The organism is Leucobacter denitrificans, from assembly GCF_014396385.1.
Taxonomy (GTDB): domain Bacteria; phylum Actinomycetota; class Actinomycetes; order Actinomycetales; family Microbacteriaceae; genus Leucobacter; species Leucobacter denitrificans.
This window is the reverse complement of record NZ_CP060716.1, coordinates 1668811-1693908: the sequence shown is the minus strand read 5'-3', so window position 1 is coordinate 1693908 and position 25098 is coordinate 1668811. Positions and strand designations below refer to the sequence as shown.

The 25098-nt window shown below is 61.0% G+C and carries 23 protein-coding genes and 2 pseudogenes; 4 read left to right on the top strand and 21 right to left on the bottom strand.

Features of this window, described 5'->3' with window-relative positions:
* Nucleotides 1-67: 67 nt before the first annotated feature.
* From H9L06_RS08185 to H9L06_RS08155, 7 genes are all read right to left on the bottom strand, one after another.
* On the bottom strand, nt 68-946 hold the full coding sequence (locus H9L06_RS08185; protein ID WP_187554729.1) for a glutamate ABC transporter substrate-binding protein: 879 nt from the start codon (nt 944-946) through the stop codon (nt 68-70).
* An 87-nt stretch (nt 947-1033) separates the two neighbouring features.
* Nucleotides 1034-1810, bottom strand: coding sequence for an amino acid ABC transporter ATP-binding protein (locus H9L06_RS08180; RefSeq protein ID WP_187554728.1), 777 nt, complete (start codon nt 1808-1810; stop codon nt 1034-1036).
* Nucleotides 1811-1896: 86 nt separating this feature from the next.
* The gene (locus tag H9L06_RS08175) at nt 1897-2292 is read right to left on the bottom strand and encodes a Fur family transcriptional regulator (RefSeq protein WP_187554727.1); all 396 of its coding nucleotides are present in this window, start codon (nt 2290-2292) and stop codon (nt 1897-1899) included.
* 2 nt (nt 2293-2294) lie between these two features.
* Nucleotides 2295-3119 carry a metal ABC transporter permease gene (locus tag H9L06_RS08170; protein WP_187554726.1) on the bottom strand — a complete coding sequence of 275 codons (825 nt, stop codon included), beginning with the start codon at nt 3117-3119 and terminating at the stop codon, nt 2295-2297.
* Nucleotides 3120-3123: 4 nt separating this feature from the next.
* Entirely contained in the window at nt 3124-3999 is an 876-nt protein-coding gene (locus H9L06_RS08165; RefSeq protein ID WP_187554725.1) for a metal ABC transporter permease, read from the bottom strand.
* Entirely contained in the window at nt 3996-4841 is an 846-nt protein-coding gene (locus H9L06_RS08160; protein ID WP_187554724.1) for a metal ABC transporter ATP-binding protein, read from the bottom strand. Before H9L06_RS08160 ends, H9L06_RS08165 begins: the two co-directional genes overlap by 4 nt.
* Nucleotides 4838-5941 carry a metal ABC transporter substrate-binding protein gene (locus H9L06_RS08155; RefSeq protein ID WP_187554723.1) on the bottom strand — a complete coding sequence of 368 codons (1104 nt, stop codon included), beginning with the start codon at nt 5939-5941 and terminating at the stop codon, nt 4838-4840. The genes H9L06_RS08160 and H9L06_RS08155 overlap by 4 nt, the downstream gene beginning before the upstream one ends.
* A gap of 86 nt (nt 5942-6027) precedes the next feature.
* Between H9L06_RS08155 and H9L06_RS08150 the strand changes: the two genes are divergently transcribed.
* The 4 genes from H9L06_RS08150 to H9L06_RS08135 all read left to right on the top strand — a co-directional run bounded on the left by H9L06_RS08150 (nt 6028) and on the right by H9L06_RS08135 (nt 11145).
* On the top strand, nt 6028-7431 hold the full coding sequence (locus H9L06_RS08150) for an amidase (RefSeq protein WP_187554722.1): 1404 nt from the start codon (nt 6028-6030) through the stop codon (nt 7429-7431).
* Nucleotides 7432-7470: 39 nt separating this feature from the next.
* A complete protein-coding gene (locus tag H9L06_RS08145; RefSeq protein WP_187554721.1) occupies nt 7471-7680 on the top strand; it encodes a heavy-metal-associated domain-containing protein in 210 nt (69 codons plus the stop codon).
* 135 nt (nt 7681-7815) lie between these two features.
* The gene (locus tag H9L06_RS08140; protein ID WP_246454538.1) at nt 7816-10083 is read left to right on the top strand and encodes a heavy metal translocating P-type ATPase; all 2268 of its coding nucleotides are present in this window, start codon (nt 7816-7818) and stop codon (nt 10081-10083) included.
* 39 nt (nt 10084-10122) lie between these two features.
* On the top strand, nt 10123-11145 hold the full coding sequence (locus H9L06_RS08135; protein ID WP_187554719.1) for a cation diffusion facilitator family transporter: 1023 nt from the start codon (nt 10123-10125) through the stop codon (nt 11143-11145).
* Here H9L06_RS08135 and H9L06_RS08130 read toward each other — a convergent pair.
* The 14 genes and pseudogenes from H9L06_RS08130 to H9L06_RS08070 form a co-directional block, all read right to left on the bottom strand.
* Nucleotides 11136-11285 carry a hypothetical protein gene (locus H9L06_RS08130; protein WP_187554718.1) on the bottom strand — a complete coding sequence of 50 codons (150 nt, stop codon included), beginning with the start codon at nt 11283-11285 and terminating at the stop codon, nt 11136-11138. The two genes, H9L06_RS08135 and H9L06_RS08130, sit on opposite strands and share 10 nt — an antisense overlap.
* A gap of 141 nt (nt 11286-11426) precedes the next feature.
* Nucleotides 11427-11510 (bottom strand): annotated as a pseudogene (locus H9L06_RS12050) (hypothetical protein); the annotation flags it as partial.
* 221 nt (nt 11511-11731) lie between these two features.
* Nucleotides 11732-12043: pseudogene (locus H9L06_RS12045) on the bottom strand (MBL fold metallo-hydrolase); the annotation flags it as partial.
* A gap of 123 nt (nt 12044-12166) precedes the next feature.
* Nucleotides 12167-13234 (bottom strand): C45 family autoproteolytic acyltransferase/hydrolase, encoded by a 1068-nt coding sequence (locus tag H9L06_RS08120; protein WP_187554716.1) that lies wholly within the window; start codon nt 13232-13234, stop codon nt 12167-12169.
* 4 nt (nt 13235-13238) lie between these two features.
* Nucleotides 13239-14258, bottom strand: coding sequence for a zinc-dependent alcohol dehydrogenase family protein (locus tag H9L06_RS08115; RefSeq protein WP_187554715.1), 1020 nt, complete (start codon nt 14256-14258; stop codon nt 13239-13241).
* A gap of 42 nt (nt 14259-14300) precedes the next feature.
* On the bottom strand, nt 14301-15767 hold the full coding sequence (locus H9L06_RS08110; RefSeq protein ID WP_187554714.1) for an aldehyde dehydrogenase family protein: 1467 nt from the start codon (nt 15765-15767) through the stop codon (nt 14301-14303).
* A gap of 40 nt (nt 15768-15807) precedes the next feature.
* Nucleotides 15808-16746, bottom strand: a complete 939-nt coding sequence (locus H9L06_RS08105) for an ABC transporter permease (RefSeq protein WP_187554713.1) — start codon at nt 16744-16746, stop codon at nt 15808-15810.
* A 13-nt stretch (nt 16747-16759) separates the two neighbouring features.
* Nucleotides 16760-17779: an ABC transporter permease gene (locus tag H9L06_RS08100; protein ID WP_187554712.1), complete on the bottom strand. Its 1020-nt coding sequence runs from the start codon at nt 17777-17779 to the stop codon at nt 16760-16762.
* A gap of 7 nt (nt 17780-17786) precedes the next feature.
* On the bottom strand, nt 17787-19337 hold the full coding sequence (locus H9L06_RS08095; RefSeq protein ID WP_187554711.1) for an ABC transporter substrate-binding protein: 1551 nt from the start codon (nt 19335-19337) through the stop codon (nt 17787-17789).
* A gap of 4 nt (nt 19338-19341) precedes the next feature.
* Entirely contained in the window at nt 19342-20160 is an 819-nt protein-coding gene (locus tag H9L06_RS08090) for an ATP-binding cassette domain-containing protein (protein WP_187554710.1), read from the bottom strand.
* A complete protein-coding gene (locus tag H9L06_RS08085; RefSeq protein ID WP_187554709.1) occupies nt 20160-21149 on the bottom strand; it encodes an ABC transporter ATP-binding protein in 990 nt (329 codons plus the stop codon). Before H9L06_RS08085 ends, H9L06_RS08090 begins: the two co-directional genes overlap by 1 nt.
* A 227-nt stretch (nt 21150-21376) precedes the next feature.
* Nucleotides 21377-22798, bottom strand: coding sequence for an MmgE/PrpD family protein (locus H9L06_RS08080; protein WP_187554708.1), 1422 nt, complete (start codon nt 22796-22798; stop codon nt 21377-21379).
* Nucleotides 22795-24258, bottom strand: coding sequence for an FAD-dependent tricarballylate dehydrogenase TcuA (gene tcuA, locus H9L06_RS08075; RefSeq protein ID WP_187554707.1), 1464 nt, complete (start codon nt 24256-24258; stop codon nt 22795-22797). The genes H9L06_RS08080 and tcuA overlap by 4 nt, the downstream gene beginning before the upstream one ends.
* Before the next feature lie 133 nt (nt 24259-24391).
* Nucleotides 24392-25087: a GntR family transcriptional regulator gene (locus H9L06_RS08070; protein WP_187554706.1), complete on the bottom strand. Its 696-nt coding sequence runs from the start codon at nt 25085-25087 to the stop codon at nt 24392-24394.
* Nucleotides 25088-25098 lie beyond the last annotated feature (11 nt).

Below are 25098 nucleotides of genomic sequence, written 5' to 3'. Positions count from 1 at the left end.
ATCCCTTCCGGTGCGGTGGCGGGTGGGTTGGTGGTGGGTGGATCACGATCCACCCACCACACTGCGACTAGTAACGGTCGATGGTCGGTGGCTCCGGCGTGCTCAGCACGGTGCCAGCGGTCCTCTCCCAAGCTGCTGCCCACGATCCGTCATCGAACGATGCTTCGAGCACGTCGTTGATGAAGTTGCGGAAGTCGGTGTCGTCCAACGCCAGTCCGATGCCGTAAGGCTCGGAGGTGAAGGGGTTGTCGACGACCTCAAACTCGCCTTCGTTCTGTGACGAGAGACCAGCGAGGATCACGTTGTCGGTCGATACCGCAACAACGTCACCCGAGCGCAGCGGCTCGAGGCAGTTGGAGTACGTGTCAGTTGCAAGCACCTCAACGCCCGCATCCTTCAGGTTCTGTTCCGAGGTCGACCCGGTAACCGAGCACACCTTCTGACCCACGACATCATCGATGCCGGTGATGCCGTCTGGGTTGCCAGCGAGTACAAGCAGATCCTGACCTGCAATGTAGTACGGGCCTGCGAAGCTCACTACTTCCTTGCGAGTGTCATTGATCGTGTACGTTGCCACAACGATGTCGACCTGACCGTTCTCGATGAATGGCTCGCGGTTTGCCGAAACCGCTTCCTTCCACTCGATGTTGTCCTCAGAAATACCAAGTTCTGCAGCAATGAGCTTGCCGATCTCAACGTCGAAGCCCTCAGGCTGATTCGTCGTCGGGTTCATCAGACCGAATAGTGGCTGATCGAACTTCGTGCCAATGGTGATCTTGCCCGCTTCATTGAGCTTGGCCATCGTCGTGCCCTCGTCGAACTGCACGTCTTCCGCAACCGTGGGTGCGTCATCAGTACCTGTGTCGCCCGGGGTGCCCGATGAGCATGCCGTGAGCGCAAGTGCGCCAGCTGCGGCGATCACCGCGATATATTTCGCAATTCGCATGTTTCTTGCCTTCCTCATTGAATATGGCCGGTGATGTCGGCCGTTAGGTCCGCAGCCGATTGTGCCGGTTGCGGGAGCTTTGTGTAATTAGTGTCCGAGAATCTTCGAAAGGAAGTCCTGTGCTCGCGATGTCTTCGGATCGGTGAAGAATTGCTCGGGCGTCGCCTCCTCGACGATCTGGCCGTCGGCCATGAACAGAATGCGGTCGGCCGCGCGACGCGCGAAGCCCATCTCGTGCGTCACTGCGACCATCGTCATGCCGTCGTTCGCGAGGCCGATCATGGTTTCGAGAACCTCGTTGATCATCTCGGGATCGAGCGCCGAGGTTGGCTCATCGAGCAGTATCAACTTTGGATCCATCGCGAGCGACCGGGCAATTGCGGCGCGCTGCTGCTGGCCGCCCGAGAGCTGGGACGGAAGTTTCTTCGCCTGATTGGCAATTCCCACTCGGTCGAGGAGCGCCATCGCTTTCTCGTCTGCGGCCTTCTTCTTCATTCCGCGAACCTTGATTGGCCCGAGCGTGACGTTCTCGAGGATCGTCTTGTGGGCAAATAAGTTGAATGACTGGAAGACCATGCCAACATCTGCGCGCAGCGTTGCCAGGTCTTTGCCCTCTTCCGGGAGCTTCTTGCCATCGATGGTGATGGTGCCGGAGTCGATCGTCTCCAGGCGGTTGATTGCCCGGCACAGCGTCGACTTGCCTGAACCCGATGGGCCGAGCACGACAACAACCTCGCCGCGCCCAACTGTCGTGTTGATGTTGTTGAGCACGTGAAGCTCACCGTAGTGCTTATTCACGTCCTTGATCTCGACAAGTGGATCGTCGTGATCGCGGACGACTCTGACCGCCGTGGTATCTCCCATGCTTTGTAAGCTACCGGGCAACTGAGGGCTACGTATAGCCCGTTACCGAGGTGTTATGCACCGGCCTGGTAGGACCAAAGCCCTGATCAGCCACGTTTGGCGCAGTCTGGGCAAAGCCCAAAGAGATCCACCACGTGACCAATTTCGGTGTACCCGTGCTCGGCGCCGACCCGGCTCGCCCAATCTTCAACGACCGTGGAGGCGAGCTCTTTCGTCTCTCCGCAGCTGCGGCACACGAGGTGGTGATGGTGGCCGGTGGTCTCGCACGAGCGAAAGAGCGCTTCGCCTTCTGGCGACTGCAACGTGTCGGCTTCACCGGTGTCTGCGAGGCTTGCGAGCGCGCGGTACACGGTAGCGAGACCGACGGTGGATCCGTCGGCTTTCAGCCGACGATGTAGGTCTTGTGCGCTCACAAACCCGGAGGCAGCGTGCAGTTCGACGCGCACCGCCTCGCGCTGCCAGGTGTTTCGTTTGGGCTGCATGACTAATTTCCTCCAACCAACGCTGCCGCGCGTGACGCAGCGAGTTTTCGCAACGGCGCAATGGCGTGGGCGAGCGCATAGAGAGCAGTCGCCACCAATCCGATCGCACCGCCAGCCGCAATGTCAAAGTTGCGCGATACCCAGAGCCCCGCGAGGCCGCTCAAGATGCCGAGCAGTGCCGCTAACGGGGGAACCCACACCAGAGATGGGGCGATCAACCGAGCTGCCGCCGCGGGCGCGATGAGGATCGCGACACCGAGGATTGCGCCAACCGCGGGCATCGCTACGACTACGGATGCGGCGATGATGCCTGTGACAGCAAGCTCGACAGGCCACGACCGAAAACCGGCGGCTCGAAAGCCCGCGGGATCAAACGTATGGAATAGCACTCGGCGCCCGAAGAGCGCGAGTACAAGGCACGAAAGTACGAGTACTGCAGCGGCAGCAACTACATCGGTCAGCGTCACCCCGAGCGGCGAACCAACGAGAAGGGCCTCGACAGGTACTCCGAGCCCTGGGTTCGCACTTGCGAGAAGAGTACCGAGCGCAAATCCAAGCGCAAGCACAACGCCACTCGACACCTGCTTTCCCTGACGCGGAATACGCTCAAGTAGCGCCATGATCATGACGAGCACTACAGCGAAGAGCGCCTGCCCGATGAGCAGGTTCCAGCCAAGCACCGCGAACACGACGCCACCGGGGAACGTGGCATGACTGAGTGCAACGGCGAAGAACGAGCGTCGCCGGAAGACGATGAGCGTGCCGGCGACGCCAGCGAGCAACCCAAGGATCGTCAGTTCGAGGGCCGCAAGTTCGATGTAGCTCACGCAATCACCTTCGCTCGCACATCGGCTTTCGGCCGAGACGCCCGACGGCAAAAGAGATACCCACGCCGACAATGTATGCCGAAATAAGAATGAGTACGATAAGCGCTCCCGGAGAAGCCGAAACTCTGCCACTCACGGACCACTCAAATGAGGCCCATAACCCCGCAACTCCGGCGCCAAACATGATAAGTGTCGCAATCGGCATAAGCGACCACAGTGCTCGAGACAGCAGCCGCGCGATCGCCACCGGAAGCACGAGAATTGCGATCACCATGAGCACACCGAGCGCCTGTACCCCGGCAACGACAAGGAGCGCCACGGCGACATTGAGTGCGAGGTCGGTGCGAAACGCGTTGAACCCCGCGTTCTCAAATCCTGCGGGGTCAAAAGAGCGAAAGAGCAGAGCCCGCCGCGCGCACCAAATAATCACGAGGGCAGCGAGAGCAACGACGGCGATCTGCCAGAGCTGGGCGACAGTGACCGTGAGTATCCGCCCAAACAACAGCTCTTGCAACTGCGAGACGTAACTCTCGCTTCGCGAAACGATGACCACACCGAGGCTGAAGAGGCCCGTGAGTGTCACGGCGATGCCGGCGTCTCTGCCCGATCCACCGGTGCGACCGAGGAATGCGAAGAGCGCCGCAGCAATCACGGCCGCGATGACTGCACCGGGGAGCAGCCCCGCACTGCCGCCGACAAGCATGCCGATGACCAGGCCGGGGAACACAGCGTGCACGAGGCCGTCACTCACGAACTCAAGCTCGCGAAAGTTAATGAAGACGCCCACTGCACCCGCCGCAACCGAGAGGATCGCGATGGCGATGAGTGCGCGCATCATGAACGGGAGCGAGAACATCGCGAAGACGCCGACGTCAATCATGGCGCATCGATTTCGCGTGTCGTTGTGACGGTGTGCTGATCGAGCTCGACCGTCGAATCGTGGAACGCGTGCTGCACCGCGGCAAGCGTGAGCGCCTCATCGAGCGGACCGAACGCTGTCGGATGCCCAGGCTGACCGGGCAGGTGTCCGTTCGCAAGCAACAGCACATGCGTGCACGCACGCTGCGCAATCTCGAGATCGTGCGTCGAAACGATGACTGTCCGCCCCTCGTCGCGCTGCGTGCGCACGAGATCGAGAAGCATCTCGCGGTTTTCTCGGTCGAGGCCATTGAATGGTTCGTCGAGCAGCAGCAATTGTGGATCGGACACGAGCGCCCGCGCAAGAATGGCCCGCTGTTGCTGCCCACCAGACAGCTCACCGAAGCGGCGGTGCGCATAGTGCTCAAGCCCGACTCGCTCGATCGCTTGATTTACGGCCTCGCGCCCACGCTTTCCAATGCGCCCGAGCGGACCGACGTTCCGGTACAGCCCCATAGTCACAACCCTGCGCAGGGTTATGGGCAGGCTGGTATCGCGGGCATCCGACTGCGGGAGCGTTCCGACGCGCCTGCGCGCCTGCTCCGGAGTTCCTCCCAGCACGATTGCCTTGCCGCTGGTGATGTCAGCGAGGCCGAGCAGGCCTTTGAGCAGCGTCGATTTCCCTGATCCATTGGGGCCAATGAGCGCCACCGCGGCCCCGCGCGGCACAACGAGGTTTAGGTGTTCGACTCGGGGTTCGCCCCCGTACCCGAATGCGGCCCAGTTCAGGGCGACGGCCGGTTCGGCGAGGTCGGCTGGGTGGGCTGGGTCGGCTGGGTCCGCTGGCTCGCTAACTTCGCTCACTCAGCACCTCCGAGTTCTGCCGGCAGCTCGGTCGGAGTCGCGCCCCACGCCTCGACGATGACGCGCGTATTGTGTATGGTCGCAGCGACATATGTCTCCGCGCCGGTCCCCTCCGCGCCGAGCGAGTCAGCGAACAGGCTTTCTGAATCTACGACGGTGACGCCCGCCTCCTTGGCGATCGTGCGAGCGAGCTTGGGGCTCATCGATGACTCCACGAAGATGGCTTTCACCCCGCGCTCCTGAATCGTCGCGACAAGAGCGTCGATCTCCGCGGCACTCGGCTCGGCGTTATCTTCAAAGCTCGGAATAATTGATCCGGCAAACTCGATGCCGTAATCCTCGAGGTAATAGTGCAGTGAATCGTGACCGCTCACGAGCACGCGATCCGCCTCGGGAATCTGCTCAAACTGGGTGCTGATCCACTCATCAAGCGCGGTAAGCGTTGCGCGGTATTCAGACGCTCGCTGGGTATATGCGGCCTCGTTCTCCGGATCGGCGGCGACGAAACCGTGCTCAATCTCGTCGACCATGCCAATGGCGTTGCGGGGCGAGGTCCAGATGTGTGGGTTCACACCGCCGTGATCGTGGTCGTGGTCGGCGTGATCTGCGTGATCCGACTCTTCGTGAGCATGATCCGCCTCGTCGTGGTCGGCATCCTGGTCGGGAGCCTCATCTTCGTGCTGGTGCTCGTGCTCTTCCTCTTCGTGCGCTTCGAGGTCGACCCCATCGGCCGCGGTAATAATCGCGCCATCGAACCCGCTCGCTTCGATCGCCGAATCGATGAAGGTCTCGAGCCCAGCGCCGTTCACGATGAGCACATCGGCCTGACTGAGCGCGAGTAGCTCCTTGGGTGATGGATCGAAATGGTGCGCCGAGGCGCCGACCGACAGCAGCCCGGTCAACGAGATGTCGTCGCCGCCAACCTGGGTTGCGAAGTCGGTGAGCTGGGTCGTGGTCGCGACTACGTTCAGCGCGTCGGTGGGTGCTTCTGCCGGTGTGGATCCACACCCACTGAGCAACAACGCACCGGCAAGTGCGCCGGCGAGGGCACCCGTGATTGGCAGCGCGACATGGCGTCGCGCACGGGAAGTATGTGTCATGAGAAGACTTTCTAAATGAGAACGAGTCTCAGTTTAATCGCAAATGAGAATCATTCGCAAAAGGAAGTTGGAGTACGATCGGGGCCATGAGCGTCTTGCCTGGCACTTCAGACCCGTTCGACTCGGCCGTGGCACTGCAGGCGGCGCTGCATTCGGGCGAGATAACTGCGGTCGAGGCCACCACCACATACCTCGAACGCATCTCGTCTCGCGAAGACCTCGGTGCCTTTATTACTGTCACCGCAGATTCAGCCCTCGAAGAGGCGCGTCTCGCCGACGAGCTTTTCGACGCGCACCGCAATGACCCGAGCGCCACTCCCCTCCCGCTGATTCTCGGCATGCCGACCGCCCACAAAGACCTCACCGAAGTCGCTGGAGTGCCAACGACCAGGGGAAGCGCGGCGTTCGAGCCAGAAATCGCGACGGCCGACCACCCGGTCGTCGCGACGCTGCGCCGAGCTGGCATGATCTCGCTCGGCAAAACCCAAGTTCCCGAGTTCGGGCTGACCGGCTACTCCGAGAACAACATCGCCCCGCCCGCGAGGAATCCGCACGACCTCGCCCGCACCCCGGGCGGCTCAAGCGGTGGATCGGCGGCTGCTGTTGCCGCGGGCCTCCTTCCTGTGGCGCCCGGCAGTGACGGCGGTGGATCGATCCGCATCCCCTCGCTCGCATGCGGACTCGTCGGACTGAAAACCGGCCTGGGCACCATCGCGGGCGATATCGAATCGGGTGCCGCGGACCCATTCGGAGGACCGAAGCTCAGCGTGCACGGCCCTATCGCCCGCACGGCGGCCGATGCAGCGCTGCTCATGGACGCCCTGGCTCCCGGCGGTCACTACCGCGAAGCTGTGGCTCGGGCGGGCGACCTCACCGGCATCACGGTTGCACGGTGCGAGGCATCTCCGTTTGACGCGGTGTTCGACATCAAACTCTCGCCTGACGCTCGGCTTGCCTATAACACCGCGGCTTCTCGCCTCGCAGCGCTCGGGCACCTCGTCGACGAAGCCGACTACACCTACGACCCCACCTACCCCGAGATTTTCACGAACGGGTGGACGTCGGGCCTCTCGCTACTCGAGATCGAAGACAGTGCGGTGGATCACCTCATGCCCCTCACCCGAGCCTTTCGCGAGCGGGCGCTCGGGCGATCCGCTGAGGAGCACCGGGCCAACGCCACACTGCTCAACCAGTTCGCTGCCGAGGTACGTGAGCTGTGGGGGCGCAGCGACGTTGTGCTCACCCCGGGCCTCACGATGGATGCGCCGCTCATCGGCGAGTTTCTCTCACGCACGCCCGACGGCGATTATCAACTGCAGTGCGAGTGGGCGCCGTACACCTCGGTCGTGAATGTGTCGGGCCTGCCGGCGATCGCGGTGCCGATCCTCAAAACCTCCGCCGGACTACCCATGGGTGTGCAACTCATCGGGCGCCGTGGCAGCGAGGCCCAGCTCCTCGCACTCGCCGCCCAGCTCCAGTCGTTCAGTTAAGCCCTAGCCAGATACCCCATAGGGGTATACACTGAGGGCATGGAAACCATCGAATACACCGTCACCGGCATGACCTGCGGCAACTGCGAGAACCACGTGCGCGAGGAGGTCAGCGAGATTCCTGGCGTCACAGTTGAAGAGGTCAACCGTGAAACGAAGGTGCTGCGCATAACCTCAGCGAACCCCGTCGACGATGCTGCGGTAATCGCCGCCGTTGATGAAGCGGGGTATACAGCGGTGCGCGCGTAGCGCGATCCACCACGGCACACCGACTCACCGACGCACCAACGTACTCGACCACAGACACCGACACCCAAAAGGCAGACCGTGACCGGCACTATACCTCGCAGCGAGGCCGATCAGATCACCCTCGAGATCGGCGGCATGACGTGCGCGTCGTGCGCGAACCGCATCGAGAAGAAGCTGAACAAGCTCGAGGGCGTCGAGGCGAGCGTGAACTACGCGACCGAGAAGGCTAAGGTGCAGGTCGCGTCTGGCATCGACGCGAATCTGCTCATCGAGACTGTCGAGGCAACCGGGTACACGGCGAAGTTGCCCGCGCCGCCGAATCATGAGCAAGCGCAGGGGGCGGATCAGCAGGAGCCCGAAGACCCCGAGCTCGTCTCGCTCAGGCAGCGACTCATCGGCTCGATCATTTTGTCGGTGCCCGTCATCGTGCTCGCGATGGTGCCCGCGTTCCAGTTCACGTACTGGCAGTGGGCGTCGCTCGCGCTCACCGGTCCCGTTATCGTCTGGGCCGCATGGCCGTTCCACCGCGCCGCATGGCTCAACGCCATGCACCGTGCGGTCACGATGGATACGCTCGTTTCCGTCGGCACCTCCGCCGCGTTCCTGTGGTCGCTCTACGCGCTCTTCTTCGGAACCGCTGGCCACCCCGGCATGACGCACGGCTTCGAGTTCTCGATCCAGCCGAGTGACGGCGCAGCCAATATCTACCTCGAGGTCGCAGCGGGCGTCACCATGTTCCTGCTCGCGGGCCGCTACTTTGAGAAGCGCGCGAAGAAGCAGGCGGGAGCGGCGATCCGTGCCCTTGCGGAGCTCGGCGCGAAAGATGTTGAGGTGCTACACGTGGCGGGCGAGCAGGACGCATCGCGTCCGAACCCGCCGCGAACCACCGCCCACGGCGGTGCACAAACACGGCGGATCCCGATCGACGATCTCGCCGTTGGCGACGTGTTCGTCGTGCGCCCAGGCGAGAAGATTGCGACCGATGGAGTCATCGTGTCGGGCCTCAGCGCGGTTGACGCGTCGATGCTCACGGGAGAATCGGTGCCCGTCGAAGTCGGGCCCGGCGACGCCGTGACCGGTGCGACAGTCAACGCGAGCGGACTCCTCGAAGTGCGCGCCACCCGCGTCGGCAGCGATACGCAGCTCGCGCACATGGCGAAGCTCGTCGAGGAGGCGCAGTCGGGCAAGGCCGAGGTGCAGCGCCTCGCCGACCGCATCTCGGGCGTTTTCGTACCCATCGTCTTCGCGATCGCCGCAATCACGCTCACTGCGTGGCTCATCCTCGGTGACTCCCCCGCGCAGGCCTTCACCGCCGCGGTAGCTGTGCTCATCATCGCCTGCCCGTGCGCACTCGGTCTCGCAACCCCCACCGCGCTGCTCGTCGGCACCGGTCGTGGCGCACAGCTTGGCGTACTCATCTCGGGCCCCGAAATCCTCGAATCCACCCGCAAGGTCGACACCATCGTGCTCGACAAGACGGGCACGGTCACGAGCGGCAAGATGGCCCTCAGCGACGCGATTCCCGTCAGCGGCGTGGATCGCACCGAGCTCCTCCGCCTCGTCGGCGCCGTGGAGTCCGGGTCAGAACACCCCATTGCCCAGGCGATCGCCCGTGATGCAGTCGACGAGCTCGGCGAGGCGTTGCCGCCTGTCGAAAACTTCGCGAACGTCGCGGGCAAGGGCGTGACCGGGGTCACCGACGGCCACGCCGTCATTGTTGGCCGTGAGTCGCTGCTCACGGAGTGGGCGGTATCGGTGGATCCCGAGACGCGATCCACCCTCGAACGCTTGCAGTCGGAAGGCAAGACCGCCATACTCGCCGCCTGGGACGGAGAGGTGCGCGGAGTCGTCGCCGTCTCTGACACATTGAAGCCGACGAGTGCTGAGGCGATCCGCCAACTCAAGGCGCTGGGCCTCTCACCCGCGCTGCTCACCGGCGACAATGAGCTCGTAGCGCGCGAGGTCGCGAGCCAGGTCGGCATCACCGAGGTGTTCGCCGATGTGTTGCCCGCCGACAAAGTTGCGGTTGTAAAGCGGCTGCAGTCTGAGGGCAAGGTCGTCGCGATGGTGGGTGACGGCGTAAACGACGCCGCGGCGCTTGCGCAGGCGGATCTCGGCCTCGCCATGGGCACCGGCACCGACGCAGCAATGCAGGCCGCAGACATCACGCTCGTGCACGGCGATCTCGTGAGCGCGGCCGACGCGATCCGCCTCTCACGCCGCACCCTCGGCACCATCAAAGGCAACCTCTTCTGGGCGTTCGCATACAACGTCGCGGCAATACCGCTCGCAGCGCTAGGCCTCTTGAACCCGATGATTGCGGGGGCCGCCATGGCGTTCTCGAGCGTGTTCGTCGTCGGGAATTCGCTTACGCTGAAGACCTTTAAGAGTTCGACCTCGTAGTGGCGATTGGGATTCGGTTGAGGGGGTACCGTTAGCCGTATGAGCGACAACGATCCACGCTCTTCTGGAGCGGAGAATTGCGAGCCGGGGTTTAGCGCCGGGCATCCCGCCGCTCCTGCGCACGCGCAGACCGGGGATGGGCACAGTCATTCTCACGGCCTCGACGGTGCGGCGAGCGCGACTGGCAAGCACCGCAAGCGGCTCGTGTGGGTGCTCGTCATCACGCTTTCGGTAGTCGGCGTGCAGGTGGTCGGCGCGATCATCTCGAACTCGCTCGCCCTGCTCGCCGATGCCGGCCACATGCTTACCGACGCAACCGGGGTCGGCATCGCGCTCATTGCAAGCCTCATCGCGGGGCTTCCCGCGAGCTCGAAGCGCACCTACGGGTACCTGCGCGTCGAGGTGCTTGCCGCGCTCGCGAACGGCATCGTGCTTGGCGTTATCGCCGTCATCATTCTTGTACAGGCGATTTCGCGGTTCGGCAACGAGGTCGAGGTTGCGTCGGTGCCGATGCTCATCGCCGCCGTGATCGGTGCGGTGGCAAACCTGGTCTCGCTCTTCATACTGCAGTCCGCGCAGCGCGAGAGCCTGAATGTGCGCGGCGCCTACCTCGAGGTGCTCGGCGACCTCCTCGGTTCGGTTGCGGTGATTGCCGCTGCGCTCATCATTATGTTTACGGGTTGGGTCATGGTGGATCAGCTCGCCTCCATCCTCATCGCCGCACTCATCGTGCCGCGCGCTTACAGTCTGCTGCGTGACGTGGTCAATGTGTTGCTCGAGGCGACGCCAAAGGACATCGACATAGGCGCGGCGCGCGCACACATGCTCGCTGTGCCCGGCGTTGTCGAGGTGCACGACGTACACGCCTGGACCATCACGTCAGGGGTGCCCGCGTTCTCGGCGCACGTGACCATTACCGATGAGAGCTGGTCAGAGCGCGGGTATCACGCGGTGCTCGACGAGCTCAAGGCGTGCCTCATGACGCACTTCTCGCTCGAGCACTCAACCCTGCAGCTCGAACCCGAGAGCCATCACCTCGCGGGGCTGCACTCTCACGACTGAGCGCGCACGCGGGCGATGTGCATCTCGATCTGCGAGAGCGCAGAGAGCAGTGAGACGCCAGAGAGCGCTTCCCACCCGTAACTCCAGTTGATTTGACTCGCGGTATTCCAGACACTGCTCTCTGAATCCGCCGCTAACACCTCGGCGACCTCGCGCGTGCGTGTTTCGTGGTGCGCGCGAATCTCGGCGCAACGCTCGCCAAGCGTCGTGAACCGAAACCCATGCCCGGGCAGCACCTCGGCGCCAGCGAACTCGGCCAGCCGGTCGAGCGAGGCGTAATACTCGCCCAGTGGATCGGCCGACCGCTCACCGCCGAGCGCGATGCCCGGATTAATTCCCGGGAGCACGTGGTCGCCAGTGAACACGATCCCCTCACTCTCGATGGCGAGGCAAATGTGCCCCGTAGTGTGACCGGGGTGTGGATCACTCGGGCCTCATACACCCCAAGCTGCAACACGTCACCGTCTTGTAAACGCTCGTCGATCGACACGTTGGCCTCGCCCTCAGTACCGGAGTCCGCTGCCATCGCACCGGTCGCAAGGAGCGCCTCGTGCTCCGATTCGGGCACACCCCAGCGTGCGAGCGTCGCAACAGGGTCGTCGGCAACCCCGAATGTAGCCCGTCGCTCAATCGCATCGGCCTCGCGCGTGTGCAGTCGCACGACAGCGCCCGACGCGTCGCGTATGCGTGGTGCGAGCCCGAGGTGGTCATGGTGCATGTGGGTGACGGTGACCGAAGCGACGTCTTCGATGCTTCGGTCAAGCGACCCGAGGTCCTGCTGCAGAGCCTCCCAGTTCTCGTCGGTGCCGAGCCCTGCGTCGATGAGGTGCACGTCACGCGATCCACCGGGTGCGAGAATCGCGTAACTAAACGCGTACGGCGGTCGCAACCCGGGCATGTCGAGCGCTATCGCGTAGATGCCCGGTCGCACCTCCTCGACTTCGGGAAGGGTCCCGTCTCGCAGTGCCTGTGCCTGGTTCGCGCTCGTTGGCTGCATAGTCACCGATTGTATCGGCGGTCCTCAGACCAGTTCAGCCGACCACCGCTGCCACTGCCCCTCGCACGGCGGCCCAACTGACGTGAGCATTGTTGGTGGATCGCAGAGGATCACCGCAGTATTCACCGTTGGAGACTTTCCGTGACGGCATGGTGCACCGTCACCATCATGGCTGCTCATCCGGCTCGCGATCCAGGACTCAATCACTGGCCAGCTCGGCTCAAGCTGCACCGACTGTGACATTGTCTGCTGCATCGCGAGCAACCTGAGTTTCGATGAAGCCAAGTATTCGGGATCGGCTCCCCCGCTCTCATTCACAACGGATTGGGCACTCGGGTGGTTCGTCTTCGCGAGCCACTCCCGATGCCCGGCCATTTCCACAGTGAGAGCGTCGGGCTCGAGTTCGACCGTTGCAATCGTGCCAAATCTGTCACCGAGGGTGATGGTGCCTCCAAGGTGCGGCAGCCCGTAGGTCATGTCGAGTGCTTCCTCGACGGTCCCACATTTCGCAAGCAGTGCACTCATGAGACTTCCGCGGTAGATTCCGGGCGGTGGATCCTGCACGATCGTGCGCGTAATGACGGCGCCGAGACCGCGCGTGTTCACCCCCGAAGACGCAGCGATGGGCCCACCATAATTCGAGTGAGCGAGCACGGAGTGACCCCACCGATCGTCGGTATACTGCACCAGGATATGCCGCCCGTCGGGCTTGTTGTCACGATTTTTGACGACCCACGCTGATCCCTCCGGAAGCCTTGCTGCACCAACGGTGCAGTCATCGCCGGGGGCTTCAACACGAAACAGCGACCTGTTCTGCGCGAGAAACAGCGCCTCGAACTGAACATCGAGCGCATCGGCGGTCGCCTCAAGGTAAGTCACCTCGTCAGAGAGCGTTTTTGCCGTGATCGCAATGCTCGCGTCTACCCATGAGCGGATCGCGCGATCCTCAAGCAGCAATCTCGCCCGTGCAGCGTCATGGCGAATCGGCGCCTCACGCTCGCGGAGGAGCCCAATAACTTTGCTGGCGCGCTCAGCCTCACCGCCCACCACGTGAGGTGGATCGAGTGTTTCGACGTTGAGCGCGCCAGTCATACCGTTAGTTGTCGAAGGTGATCATCGGCTTTCCGGTCGCACCGCCAGCGAACTCGCGATAGGCGGTTTCAGCCTCGTCGAGGGAATACCGCTTGCTCACCAGCGCATCGAGGTCGACCTTATTTTCGACCATGAAGCGTGCAATCTCGATCTGCTCGGCCTTAGTAAATGTCCACGAACCAAAGATGGTGAGAACTTTACGAATGACCTCGCCGCGGATGTCGATCGTGCTCGGCGCACCATTGCCAATGAAGCTGCAGCGACCGAAGTACGAGAGCACCTCAAGCGCTTGAGCCCGCGCTGGACCCGCTCCCGAAGTTTCGAGCGAAGCGGTTGCACCGTGCCCCGAAGTGATCTCCTGCACGGCCTCGATGAGGTCAGTCTCCATTGAGTTGATCGTGAAGTCCGCACCGAGTTGGCGAGCGAACTCCAAACGCTCGGGCGAGATGTCGACCGCGATCACACGAGCGCCCATCGCCTTAGCGCTTACGACACCGCTCACTCCGACAGGGCCCTGCCCGAACACCGCGACGGTGTCTCGGCCCGAAACGTTCATCTTCTTGAGGCCATTCCAGGCGGTGCCAGTACCGCAGGCGATCGCGGCGCCGGCCTCAAACGAAAGCTCGTCGGGAAGGTGCACGAGGGTGCGCGCCGGAACCTTAATGAACTCGGCGTGCCCGCCATGAGCACCGGTTCCATAGGTCACCCGGTCGTTCTGGCATGCCTGCTCGAATCCCATTGCGCAGACATCACAGAAGCCACAGCCAGCGTAATGGTGCACCATGACACGGTCACCAACGCGAAGCCCCGATGGGACCCCCGGTCCGATCTCGGCAACCTCACCGCACGGTTCGTGACCGGTGATGATGCCCTTACTGCCTTCAGCGTCGCGGTACCTTGGCAAGTCACTGCCGCAGACTCCTGACGCGCGAACCTTGATGATGGCCTCGCCTGCCGCAGCTTGTGGATCAGGAAAATCCTGCAGCTCCACGGTTTCGTTGCCCGTAAATACGAGACCCTTCATCGTTACTCCTCTAGATCTACAAACTATTGAACGGTGTCGCGCTTAGGCGTGTGCGACGAACGTCGTCGTCACCGACTTCTCTCGTGTGTAGCTCACAATCTCTTCAACGCACGACTCTTTACCGAGTCCACTGAGCTTGAAGCCACCCACCGGAATGCCACGATCCTTGCGTCCCGACTCGTTGATCCACACAAACCCGGCGTCTACCTTCGACACGATGCGATTCGCCCGACTGAGGTCGTTCGTCCAGATGCGGGCAGTGAGCCCGAATTCGACTGCATTGATCTGCTCGATCATTTCATTCTCGTCGCTCCAGCGCACGACGGCCATGACCGGGCCGAAGACCTCGTTGTGGAAGAGACGCATGTCGGGGGTAACACCGTCGAACACGGTCGGTCCAACGAAGTAGCCGTCTGAGAACCCTTCGGGCTTCTCACCGTCGTAGACGAGACGCGCGCCGTCTTCGTGCGCTTGGTCGATGTGGGTGCGCACGCGGTCGTAATGGGCCTTAAACGCAACCGGCCCCATCTCGGTTTCTTCGTTGCGTGGATCGCCGATGGTGATCGCCCGCACGATCTGATCAAGCTCTTTGATGAACTCATCGGCGATGCTCTCATGTACGAATACGCGAGAGTTCGACTGGCACGACTGGCCCATCGTCTTGCGCATGTTCATGCCGTTCACTGCCTCTTTCGCAGCGAGCTTTGGATCCATGTCTTCACAGATGATCATCGGGTTCTTGCCACCGAGCTCAAGTGTCACATGCTTGATGTGTTCGGCGCCCGCGCGCATCACGGCCTGACCAGCAGGCACGCTTCCAATAAAGCCGATACGCGGGATCTTCGGGTGCGAAGAAATCGCATTGCCGACCTCTGCACCCGTGCCCGTAAGCACATTGAGCACACCCGCAGGGAAGAGATCACCGACGAGCTCAGCGAGCGCAAGCGCACCCAGCGGGGCCTGATCGGGTGCCTTCAGAATGACTGCATTGCCAGCAGCGAGCGGTGCGGCAACCTTCGCAGCCGAAAAGTTGAATGGGTGGTTGAACGGAATGATGCGGCCAACCACGCCATAAGGCTCCCGCAGTGTGTACGCGAGACCACCCTCGGGGGCAGGAATCGTGTCACCCTTTACCTCACCAGCGATACCGGCGAAGTACTCGATCTCGTCAGCAGCGCGAAGCACGTCACGCCTGGAGGCACTGATCGGCAGACCTGCGTTCTCAACATCGATGAGGCAGAGGCGATCCACTTCATCGCGAATGCGCTTCGCCATCTCACGCAGCACGGCAGCACGACCTGTCCACGGAAGTGCACGCCACTCGGCCGCACCCTTCTGGGCGGCGATGACCGTATCGTCGACGTCCTGCGCCGTCGCTGCGGTCACTCGCGCGATCTCTTCACCCGTGGTCGGATTGTATGTAGGCATCGGCTCATTACCGCCGCGTCCTGGCGTCCACTCGCCACCGATGTATAGAGGGCGTACGTCTGATGCTGAAAAACTGGTCATGTTCCTATTCCTAATACCTATAGAGGACTTCGGCAGCGCACTATGGCAGCGCGATCTCCTGCTTCACCTGTGCCCGCGAGCTGTTACGCGGATCGAAGACGTCACGGAACCACTCACCGATGACATTCACTGACATCACGAGCGCGAAAATTGCGATGCCCGGGATTGTTGCAAGCCACCACGACGATCCGATGTACGCACGGCCGTCTGAAAGCATGCCGCCCCAGGTCGCTTCACCACCGGTCACACCGAGACCCAGGAACGAGAGCGATGCTTCCATCAGAATGATCGCACCGAGCTCAAGCGATGACAGCACAAGAATCGAAGGCAGCAGGTTCGGCAGCAGGTGCTTCACCACGATCTTCGTTCGCGAGACGCCGAGAGCCCGAGCAGAAAGCACGTACTCACGCTCTCGGAGCGAGAGCGCCTCGCCACGGATCGGCCTGGCAAACACCACCCAGGCAACGAGCACAAGCGCGATGATGAGCTTGTCAAGTCCACCACCGAGTGCCGCGACGAGCGCGATCGCCAAGATGAGGAAGGGGAAGGCAAGCCAGATATCAATGATGCGCATCATGAACGCATCGAAGCGTCCACCAACAAATCCACTCACAACACCAACGCCGACGCCTAGCACAACGCCAAAGACGAGCACTACGAAACCGATGATGAGGGTGATCCTCGCGCCGCCGATGAGGCCCGAGAGGATATCTCGCCCGAGGTGATCGGTGCCAAAGATATGACCCGGAGTGCCGGGTGGTGCGAAGCGGTTCGCGAGGTCCTGATCCGTGTAATCATACGGGCTCACCCACTGCCCGAAAATTCCGAAGAACAGGAACAAGATCATGATGAGCATAGGCACCATCACGAATACTGGAGGAAGCTTGCGCTTGCGCTTCGCGAGTCTGGTCGTCACCACGCCAGTGGCGGGGCCGGGGCCCTCAAGGTCGGCCCGCGGATCGTAAATTGGTGAGGTCATTTCTTTCTCCGAATCACGCACTCGCTGCTTTGGCCATCTGCACGCGAGGATCGAGCCAGCCCTGGGCAAGGTCTGCGAGCAGGTTACACAGCACGACCATTACTGTCGCGACGAGCACCGCACCCTGAACGACCGGGTAGTCTCGCCCACTGATAGCTTCGACAAGTAGCGCACCGAGCCCGGGCCAGCTGAACACCACTTCGATGACGAGTGTGCCACCGAGGAGTGTGCCCAGCTTGGACCCGAACACGATTACCGTCGTTGGGAGCGCATTGCGCAGCATATGCATCATGACTTTCCAGTCTGAGATGCCACGTGCACGAAGCGCGTCCACGAAGTCCTGGTTCTTTACCTCGAGCAAGCTCGCCCTGAGGAGACGGGTCAGCATTGCAGCCGCTGATGTTCCCAGGGTGATTGCCGGAAGCGTGAGGTGAACAATATTCGACCAGACAGCCGCCGGGTTGCCCGCGATCATCGAATCCAGAATCGGCATGTAGGTGACATTGGGCACGTTATATCCAGTACCCATAATGCCGCCGGTAGGAAGCGCATGGAATGCCACACTGAAAATGAGGATCAGCATGATGCCTTGCCAGAATGTTGGCATCGAAACACCAAACATACTTCCAATGGTGCCCAACCGGTCCCAAATACTGTTTTGCTTGAGTGCCGAGAGCAGTGCAAGTGGCAGCGCGATGATGATCGCGACGAGCATACCCGCAAGCGTCAATTGGAGCGTCGCACCCAAGCCTTCGATCAGCGCCTGAGAAACCGGGATTCGCTGTGTAAGCGAGACACCCAGGTCACCACGAAGTGCCGCAATGATGAAGTCAAAGTATTGGACGGGCAAAGACTGATCCAGACCCATCTGTTCACGTAGGAGCGCACGCTGCTCCGCTGTTGCGCCCTCCTCGGCTGCCAGGATATCCACCGGATCTCCTGGCAGCACGCGCACCAACAAGAACACCATGATGGATGCGCCGAACAGAACGAGCAGAGCCTGGCCCAGCCTTCGCCCGATAAAACCGATCATGAGATGGTTACTCCGTAATCTCCACAGTGGTGATGTTGAACTGACCGATCGGTGAAGGCTCGAAGCCTGTCACAGCGGTTGATACGCCATAGATCTGGTCAGGGTTCACGATTGGCACCCATGGCGAATCTTCCATGAGCTTGTTCATCAGCGGCACGTAGTACTCGTTCGCCGCGTCCATGTCAGGAACTTGGGCGAATGCTGAGTCGATGAGATTGTCAATCTCAGGTGAGGTGTAGCCGGTGAACACCTGTGACTCGCGGGTTGAGCTGTGGAAGTGCTGACGCCAAATCTCATCACACGTACCGCGGCCTGCGCCCCAGCTTGCGAGATAGAGTTCGCTCTCGCCAGCGTTAATGCGGGCAAGGTACGCGCCGTCCTCCATAGAATTCACGTTCACGTTGAGGCCGGCCTGGCGAAGCTGCCCGGCGAGTGCTTCTGCAACGTGCTTCTCACTCTCGATCGTATCGAGCGTCACGGCCGGCAGATCACTGAGCACTTCAGCAGCGGCTTCGGGATCGAATTCGTAGCCCTTGAAGTCCGGGTTGTAGCAGTTCATGTTCTCGAATGCAGGCTGGTTCAGTGCCTCAGCACGTCCTTCAAACACGGTGTCTGCAATCTGCTGCTGGTTGATCGCCGACTGCATAGCCTGGCGCGCCTCAACGTCCGAGAACGTTCCATTATTCACCTGCATTGCCAGGTGCCAAACCTCGGTACCAGAGGCAGATACTGCTTCTGCGCTACCCGTGATGGTGCCAGCGAGGTCGGCTGGAACAGCGTTGATGATGTCAGCTTCACCCGACTGCAGCGCCGCAATGCGGCTCGCCGTCTCAGGGATGATCTTGATGACGAGCTGCTCGAAGCTTGGCGCCTCACCAAAGTAATCGTCGTTGCGCTCCATGATGATGCCGCGACCCGGATTCGAGCTCACGAGCTTAAAAGGCCCGGTGCCGATCGGCGCCTCAGCGAAGGCCTCGGGTCCGACCTCCTCCATGTATTCGGGAGCCGCGATCTCAATGTACGCAAGAGCAAGCGGGAAAGCACCGTCTCGCTGGGTCGTATGGAAGTTCACCGTGTGCTCGTCGACGACCTCAACACTGTCGAGCGTCACGATGAGTGAGCGACGAGGCGAAGCGTTCGCGGGATCAAGGATACGGTCGAAGCTGTACTTCACGGCATCGGCGTTGAATGCCTCACCGTTTGTAAACGTGACGCCTTCACGGAGCTTCACCTGCCAGACGGTGTCTTCGATCATCTCCCACTCAGTACCGAGCGCGGGGACGACCTCCATATCGTTGTTGATCTCGGTCAGCGGGGTCATGATCTGGCGCAACACGTACTGGGTTGCGCGACCACGGAACATTGCCGGATCGAATGTCTGGATGTCCTCGGACTGTGCGATCACAAGCTCGGAGCCACCGCCCCCGCCAGAGGTTGTCGCACCGCTGCCGCCACCAGCACATGAGGTGAGGGCGAGCGCGAAGCCGGCGAGGCCGACGAGCGCACCACGTTGGAACTTGCGACTTATTGCAAAGCGACGTTGCTTTTTGGGATTCACAATATTACCTTTCATTTTCAACTCGCAGTCGTGACTTTCTTGGGTCTGGCTCGGGATGAGCGTTGATGAGTTCTTGGGTGTATTCAGCTGAAGGATTCGTCAAAACGGCCGTCGCGTTGCCCTGCTCCACGATCTGACCGTTACGCATGACGCAGACGTCGTCACAGAACTGCTCGACGACCGCTAGGTCGTGAGACACCATGAGGTACGTCATTCCAAGCTCACGCTGCAGGTCTCGCAGCAAGATGAGAATCTGCGCCTGGATTGACACATCGAGCGCCGAAACAGGCTCATCAAGAATGAGGAGGCGGGGCTCGACGGCCAGCGCGCGTGCAATAGCGATTCGCTGTCGCTGACCGCCCGAGAATTCGTGTGGAAACTTGTCCGCGGCCGAGGCCGGGAGTCCGCACATCTCGAGCAACTCACGCACCCGGCGTTTCCGCTGTTCCGCGGTACCGATGCCGTGTGTGAGCATACCTTCAGCGACGAGAGATCCGATTCTCCACCGAGGGTTCAGCGAGGAACCCGGATCCTGGAACACGATCTGCACCTCGCGTGTGACCTGCGTTGCAGCCCGGCTCCTGAGCTTGACGATGTCGCGACCAAAGAGTTCAATGTTTCCGCTGGTCGGAGTGAGCAGTCGGCACACCATCCGCGCGGTGGTCGACTTACCAGAACCCGATTCGCCGATGAGTCCCATCGTGCTTCCCTCGGTAACGGTGAACGACACATCGTTCACCGCGTGCACCGAGGACTTCTTGGCGAAAAGCGCCCCTGAACTGAAGATCTTGTTGAGGTTCTTTACCTCAAGTGCTGTCGACATCAGGCCGCTCCCTTCTCAATTCGAGGGTTGAAACAGCGCACTTCACTCGCGGCCACCTGGCTGGGCTGTGGGAGTTCGCTTCTGCAAATTGCGGTCGCTGACGCGCACCGATGCACGAACGGGCAATATGTTGCCTCCCCGATGACTGGCTCGGCCTGTCCCGGGATCGGCTTGAGCGAGTCTTTATCTCCACGTTTCGGAAGCGAATCGAGCAGTGCCTTGGTATACGGGTGGCGCGGAGTATCGAACAGGTCGAACACTCCAGCCTCCTCGGCAACGATACCGCCGTATAGCACGACAACACGATCGCAGGTTTGGGCAACCACTCCGAGGTCGTGGGTGATGAGCACCACGGCCGCATTCCGCTCGTGGCAAACCTTCTGCAGGAGCTCGAGGATACGTCGCTGCACCGTCACGTCGAGCGCGCTCGTTGGCTCGTCGGCAATGATGATGTCTGGATCACCGATCAGTGCAACTGCGATCGCAACGCGCTGGCGCATACCTCCCGAGAGCTGGTGCGGGTATGCATCAAGTCGTGACGCAGCATCACGGATCTGTACCTCTTCGAGGATCTCAAGTGCGCGCTTCCTCGCCTCCGCCTTCGTGCCCTTTGGGTTTGAGGCGAGGTAAGCCTCGACGAGCTGGTACCCAACTGTGTACACGGGGTCTAGCGCGGTAAGCGCATCTTGGAAGATATACCCAATCTTCCGACCACGAACCTTGCGCATGTGAGCGCCAGACGCTTCGACGAGGTTCTTACCGTCAAATTCGATCGTTCCTGAAACCCGCGCATTCTTCGCGAGAAGCCCGACGATCGCCTTAGCTGTTGCACTCTTGCCAGCACCGGATTCGCCCACGACCCCTAAGAACTCGCCCCGGCGAAGTTCGAACGAAGTATCGACTACGGCATTCACCGAGCCAAACTGTACGCGAAGTCCCTCGACCCGGAGGACCACGTCAGACCCGGTAGGTTGAGTCGGTAACTCCATTGTTCAACTCCCATCATTGGAAAATACGTGCTTGGGAACTGTGCCCACCTTGCGGCAGAACAGGCCTTCACTCGCGCACATCGGGGCCGGAGCCTCGATTAATCTACGTAATATAGTCTATATAATACTGAAATCTAACGGAAACACAAGCTGGTTCCACCAGTCTTGTTGAAATTCCTAGGCCGGCTGAATATCCATGACTCAGCCGGCCTACTCACAGAGATCCGCTACGAATCTAATCCGCTCAATGCGGGCTCAGACGGCGTCCCGAGGAGGGCAGAAAGCTCTGCTGCTGGAGTGTCGGGAGATGCGGTGAGAATGAACTGCTCAATCTCATCGATCTTCGCGTCAGGGATGAGCCCCTGAACAAGTCCACGGAACTTCACACGGACGGACTCCGCGTCGAATTCCCGGTCCTGAGGCGGCGTGCTCACGAGTGTTCGCGTCGTTCCATCGGTGAGCTCAATATCGATATTGGTCACGAACCTGCGGTCACGTCCAAGTGCATCGATACGCTCGTCGTGGTAAACGTCGATGCGATCCATGAGGTCCCACACTTCAGGTCGAGCCAACGACTCTTGAGAGAACTGCTCGACATACGCTGCTCCATCAAGCAAAGCAACCGCAGTGGCAAAACGCAGATTCATTTGAGCGCTCAGCGTCTTACCTGGCGCTTCCATCTTCCAAGAGGTGCGCCGCGCAACACTTTCTGCGACGCCAATGCGAATCCGGGAAATGTCGCTGTCGCGAAGACCCTGTACACGTTGCGCGATCATCTCATCAATCGTCGAGTGCAACATAATGAGGCATGCATAGCGCTTAATACCGATGGTCTTCAGGATCCAGTTCTCACCGAGACCGTCAGTGAGTTTGCTGAAGTCAGCCTCATCGACATCGCCGAGAATTGCAGCAGCCAACCCACCATACGGATGCTCGAGTACGGATTCAGTACCCGCGAAGCCCTTGCTCGCAAGTGCCGCACCCACGAGACCTGACTGCGCAGCCATACCGTGATGCATTCGCTTCACCATCGACTTGTACTGAGCCGCCATGAGTCCGCTCGCCCGAGTGACCGAGTTTCCGATAGCGCTTTCCATGTTGGCGGCATCGAGTCCAAATACGGAGCCAGCAGCCACCGCCGATGCGGCGGTCCCGTACACCGATCCGGTATGCCAGCCGATGGTGCTCAGGCGGCCGCCACCCATGGCCATACCGACGCGCGGTCCGACCTCATAGCCAACGACGAACGCACGCAGCAGCTCACCGAGGGTAGTTTCGGGCCGAATGTCGGCTGCAGCCATTGCGGCGGTCACAACGACCGACGACGAATGCAATGCGCCGTGAGCATGGAAGTCATCGAGCTCAAACCCCTGCACAAATGTGCCGTTGAGCAGTGCTGCCGACGACGGGGAAACGCTCTTACCCCATCCCCATAACGTTGCGCCGGTGCCAGATTCCACCATCGACATCGCTTCGACGGCTTTCTTCGCCCAGGGAAGCTTCGCCCCGACAAACGCGCAAGCGATGCCGTCAAGCGCAAGCAGTCTCGCTCGTTCGACGACGTCGGCGGGGAGTTCCTCGAACGCCACCCCGGCCGCAAATTCTGCGACCGTGCGGGTGACGTTCAAGGTCTCTTCCTGAGATGTCATCGCCCAGCCTCTGTAGCTGCGTGGGCTCCGGCGCGACCGCCGAAGACGACATTTCTGGTCATTCCACTCGTCGAGGGGTAGTTGTGGTAGAACATTCCGACGATGTCACCGTTCGCATAGAGGCCGCGGATCGGCTTCTGCGAAGTGTTGAGCACCTGGCCATCCTTGTTCGTCTTCAATCCACCGAAGCTGAAGGTGATCGCACCGGTTACCTTGTAGGCGCGGAACGGACCCTGGTTAATCGGGAGCGCCCAGTTGCTGTGAGGGGGTGTAAGTCCAACAGCGTTACGTCCATCTTCGACAGTCGCATCGTATGGAACCGATTCGTTCACGGAGTTGTTGTACTCGTTAACGGTGCGCTCGAGCGCGGTGGGATCGATGCCGATCTTTTCCGCGAGCTCGCGAATCGAGTCTGCCTCTACTGGCGTCGCGGCACGGTAGGCATCTGGGTACATGCCGTTCGCCTGCTGGTCGTAGATCTGGAAGGCAACGCCGTCTGGCTGGCGAGCAACAGCCCAGCCGGTCTTCGCGTAGGTGTAGGTACGGTGACGCTCTGACTCATCGAAGAAGCGGTCGCCATTGATATTTACCGAGATGCCGTACGGGTAGGCGTAACGGTTCACATTGTTGTTCACCTCAACGTTCGGCGCGCTCGCGTCGATCGGTGATGCGTGGCCACCCTGCCACTGACCCGAGGTATCGGCGCCAAGCTGAATCGCCATGTCGAGAACTTCACCGGTGTTGTGACGGCTACCGCGAACCTTCATGAGGTCAGACCCTGGTGGGAGGTAGCGGGCGCGGCGTTCGGCGCTCGCTTGGAATCCACCACTCGCGAGGATGACGGTCTTCGCTTCGATCTCATAACGCCCCTCGGGGCCGTCGACGATGACACCGGTAACGCGGTTAAAGTCACCGATAATGCTCGAGACGCGAGTATCGGTGCGCAGCTCAATGCCGAGCTCGTTACCAATCTTGATCCACTGCTCGACGAGACCGAGGCCACCGCCAACCGGGCCCAGCACGGTGCCGGGAGGGAACTCAAGCACACCGTCGCGATCGACCGGCTGCTGCCATGCAAGCCACTTGTGGCCGAGTTCCGTCATCCAGTCAATTGCGTCGCGCGAGTCCTCAACGAGTGTGCGTGCAAGCTCGGGATCCACGAGACCCTTGGTCACGCGGTCAAGGTCGCTCGCGAAGTCTTCTTTCGTGTATGGGCGCACCTTAAACTTGCCGCGGAGCTCGTCCTGCTGATCTGCGTTAAGCATCTCGAACAGGTCATCGGTGCCCTCGTGAACCGTGCGAAAGCCCATCTTTGAGAAGCGGCAGTTTCCGCCTACTTCGTCACGGGGTGCCTTCTCGATGACAATAATGCGTTCGGCGCCCGCATGACTCGCAGCGACTGCTGCTGCATAGCCTGCGCTTGCTCCGCCTACGACCACGACGTCGTACTTCTCACTCATTTCGCCTCCATAGATTGACCAACGCCACTTAGCGTTGCTCCATAAAACTTAACATATAAAATGTACTAAGGATTATATATCTTATATCAAGGCGTCGCTGGCTGACCTATCTTTGAGTGAAATTATCGCCGGATTAGTCTTTGCGAATGCGTGCGAGGCGCTCCTTGTAGGCCTCGAGCACGTGCTTGCCCATAAGCTCGCCAGCCTTCTCGGCGTCACCGCCTTCGAGCGCAAGCATGATCTCATCGTGCGCGTGGAGGAACTCTTTCACCGAGTCGTCGCGATCCCACTGGCTCTGCGAAGTTGGAATCACCGTTTTCCAGAGTGGGCGCACTACGCGATCCGCTATATATGGGGCACCGGCTCGCATTACTGCGAGATGGAACTCACGGTTGAGCTGAGAAAGCCGCTCTGCGCTTTGTCCCGACTTTGCCGCATCCTTGAGGTCCGCGTGCTTCTGCTTGGCGAGTGCAATCGCGTCAGCGTCAGCACGCTCAACAGCGAGCGATGCGAGCAACTTCTCGACCTCGATACGGAACCGGTACAGCGCATACAAGTCTTCTTCGGGCATGGTGTTCACGGTCGCACCGCGGTGTGGCGAGTAGCTCACGTGCCCTTCGGCCTCAAGGCGACGCAGCGCTTCACGCACGGGAGTCGCACTGACGCCGTAACGAGCACTGATGTCTCCTTGGCGAATCTGCGTGCCGGGCTGGATCGTACCGTCGACAAGTTCTTGGCGCAGTCGCTGTAGGACGTACTCAGTTTTACTCAGTGGTCGTTCAAAGGATGTGGACTGGTTTACTCCACCATCGGAGTCAAGTTCATTCATGCGGCAAGCAT

What these genes read in the sequence shown, in the direction of transcription:
- H9L06_RS08185 (WP_187554729.1), bottom strand. Translation starts at nt 946, where the DNA reads ATGCGAATTGCGAAATATATCGCGGTGATCGCCGCAGCTGGCGCACTT.
- H9L06_RS08180 (WP_187554728.1), bottom strand. Translation starts at nt 1,810, where the DNA reads ATGGGAGATACCACGGCGGTCAGAGTCGTCCGCGATCACGACGATCCA.
- H9L06_RS08175 (WP_187554727.1), bottom strand. Translation starts at nt 2,292, where the DNA reads ATGCAGCCCAAACGAAACACCTGGCAGCGCGAGGCGGTGCGCGTCGAA.
- H9L06_RS08165 (WP_187554725.1), bottom strand. Translation starts at nt 3,999, where the DNA reads ATGATTGACGTCGGCGTCTTCGCGATGTTCTCGCTCCCGTTCATGATG.
- H9L06_RS08155 (WP_187554723.1), bottom strand. Translation starts at nt 5,941, where the DNA reads ATGACACATACTTCCCGTGCGCGACGCCATGTCGCGCTGCCAATCACG.
- H9L06_RS08150 (WP_187554722.1), top strand. Translation starts at nt 6,028, where the DNA reads ATGAGCGTCTTGCCTGGCACTTCAGACCCGTTCGACTCGGCCGTGGCA.
- H9L06_RS08145 (WP_187554721.1), top strand. Translation starts at nt 7,471, where the DNA reads ATGGAAACCATCGAATACACCGTCACCGGCATGACCTGCGGCAACTGC.
- H9L06_RS08140 (WP_246454538.1), top strand. Translation starts at nt 7,816, where the DNA reads ATGACGTGCGCGTCGTGCGCGAACCGCATCGAGAAGAAGCTGAACAAG.
- H9L06_RS08135 (WP_187554719.1), top strand. Translation starts at nt 10,123, where the DNA reads ATGAGCGACAACGATCCACGCTCTTCTGGAGCGGAGAATTGCGAGCCG.
- H9L06_RS08120 (WP_187554716.1), bottom strand. Translation starts at nt 13,234, where the DNA reads ATGACTGGCGCGCTCAACGTCGAAACACTCGATCCACCTCACGTGGTG.
- H9L06_RS08115 (WP_187554715.1), bottom strand. Translation starts at nt 14,258, where the DNA reads ATGAAGGGTCTCGTATTTACGGGCAACGAAACCGTGGAGCTGCAGGAT.
- H9L06_RS08110 (WP_187554714.1), bottom strand. Translation starts at nt 15,767, where the DNA reads ATGACCAGTTTTTCAGCATCAGACGTACGCCCTCTATACATCGGTGGC.
- H9L06_RS08105 (WP_187554713.1), bottom strand. Translation starts at nt 16,746, where the DNA reads ATGACCTCACCAATTTACGATCCGCGGGCCGACCTTGAGGGCCCCGGC.
- H9L06_RS08100 (WP_187554712.1), bottom strand. Translation starts at nt 17,779, where the DNA reads ATGATCGGTTTTATCGGGCGAAGGCTGGGCCAGGCTCTGCTCGTTCTG.
- H9L06_RS08090 (WP_187554710.1), bottom strand. Translation starts at nt 20,160, where the DNA reads ATGTCGACAGCACTTGAGGTAAAGAACCTCAACAAGATCTTCAGTTCA.
- H9L06_RS08085 (WP_187554709.1), bottom strand. Translation starts at nt 21,149, where the DNA reads ATGGAGTTACCGACTCAACCTACCGGGTCTGACGTGGTCCTCCGGGTC.
- H9L06_RS08080 (WP_187554708.1), bottom strand. Translation starts at nt 22,798, where the DNA reads ATGACATCTCAGGAAGAGACCTTGAACGTCACCCGCACGGTCGCAGAA.
- tcuA (WP_187554707.1), bottom strand. Translation starts at nt 24,258, where the DNA reads ATGAGTGAGAAGTACGACGTCGTGGTCGTAGGCGGAGCAAGCGCAGGC.
- H9L06_RS08070 (WP_187554706.1), bottom strand. Translation starts at nt 25,087, where the DNA reads ATGAATGAACTTGACTCCGATGGTGGAGTAAACCAGTCCACATCCTTT.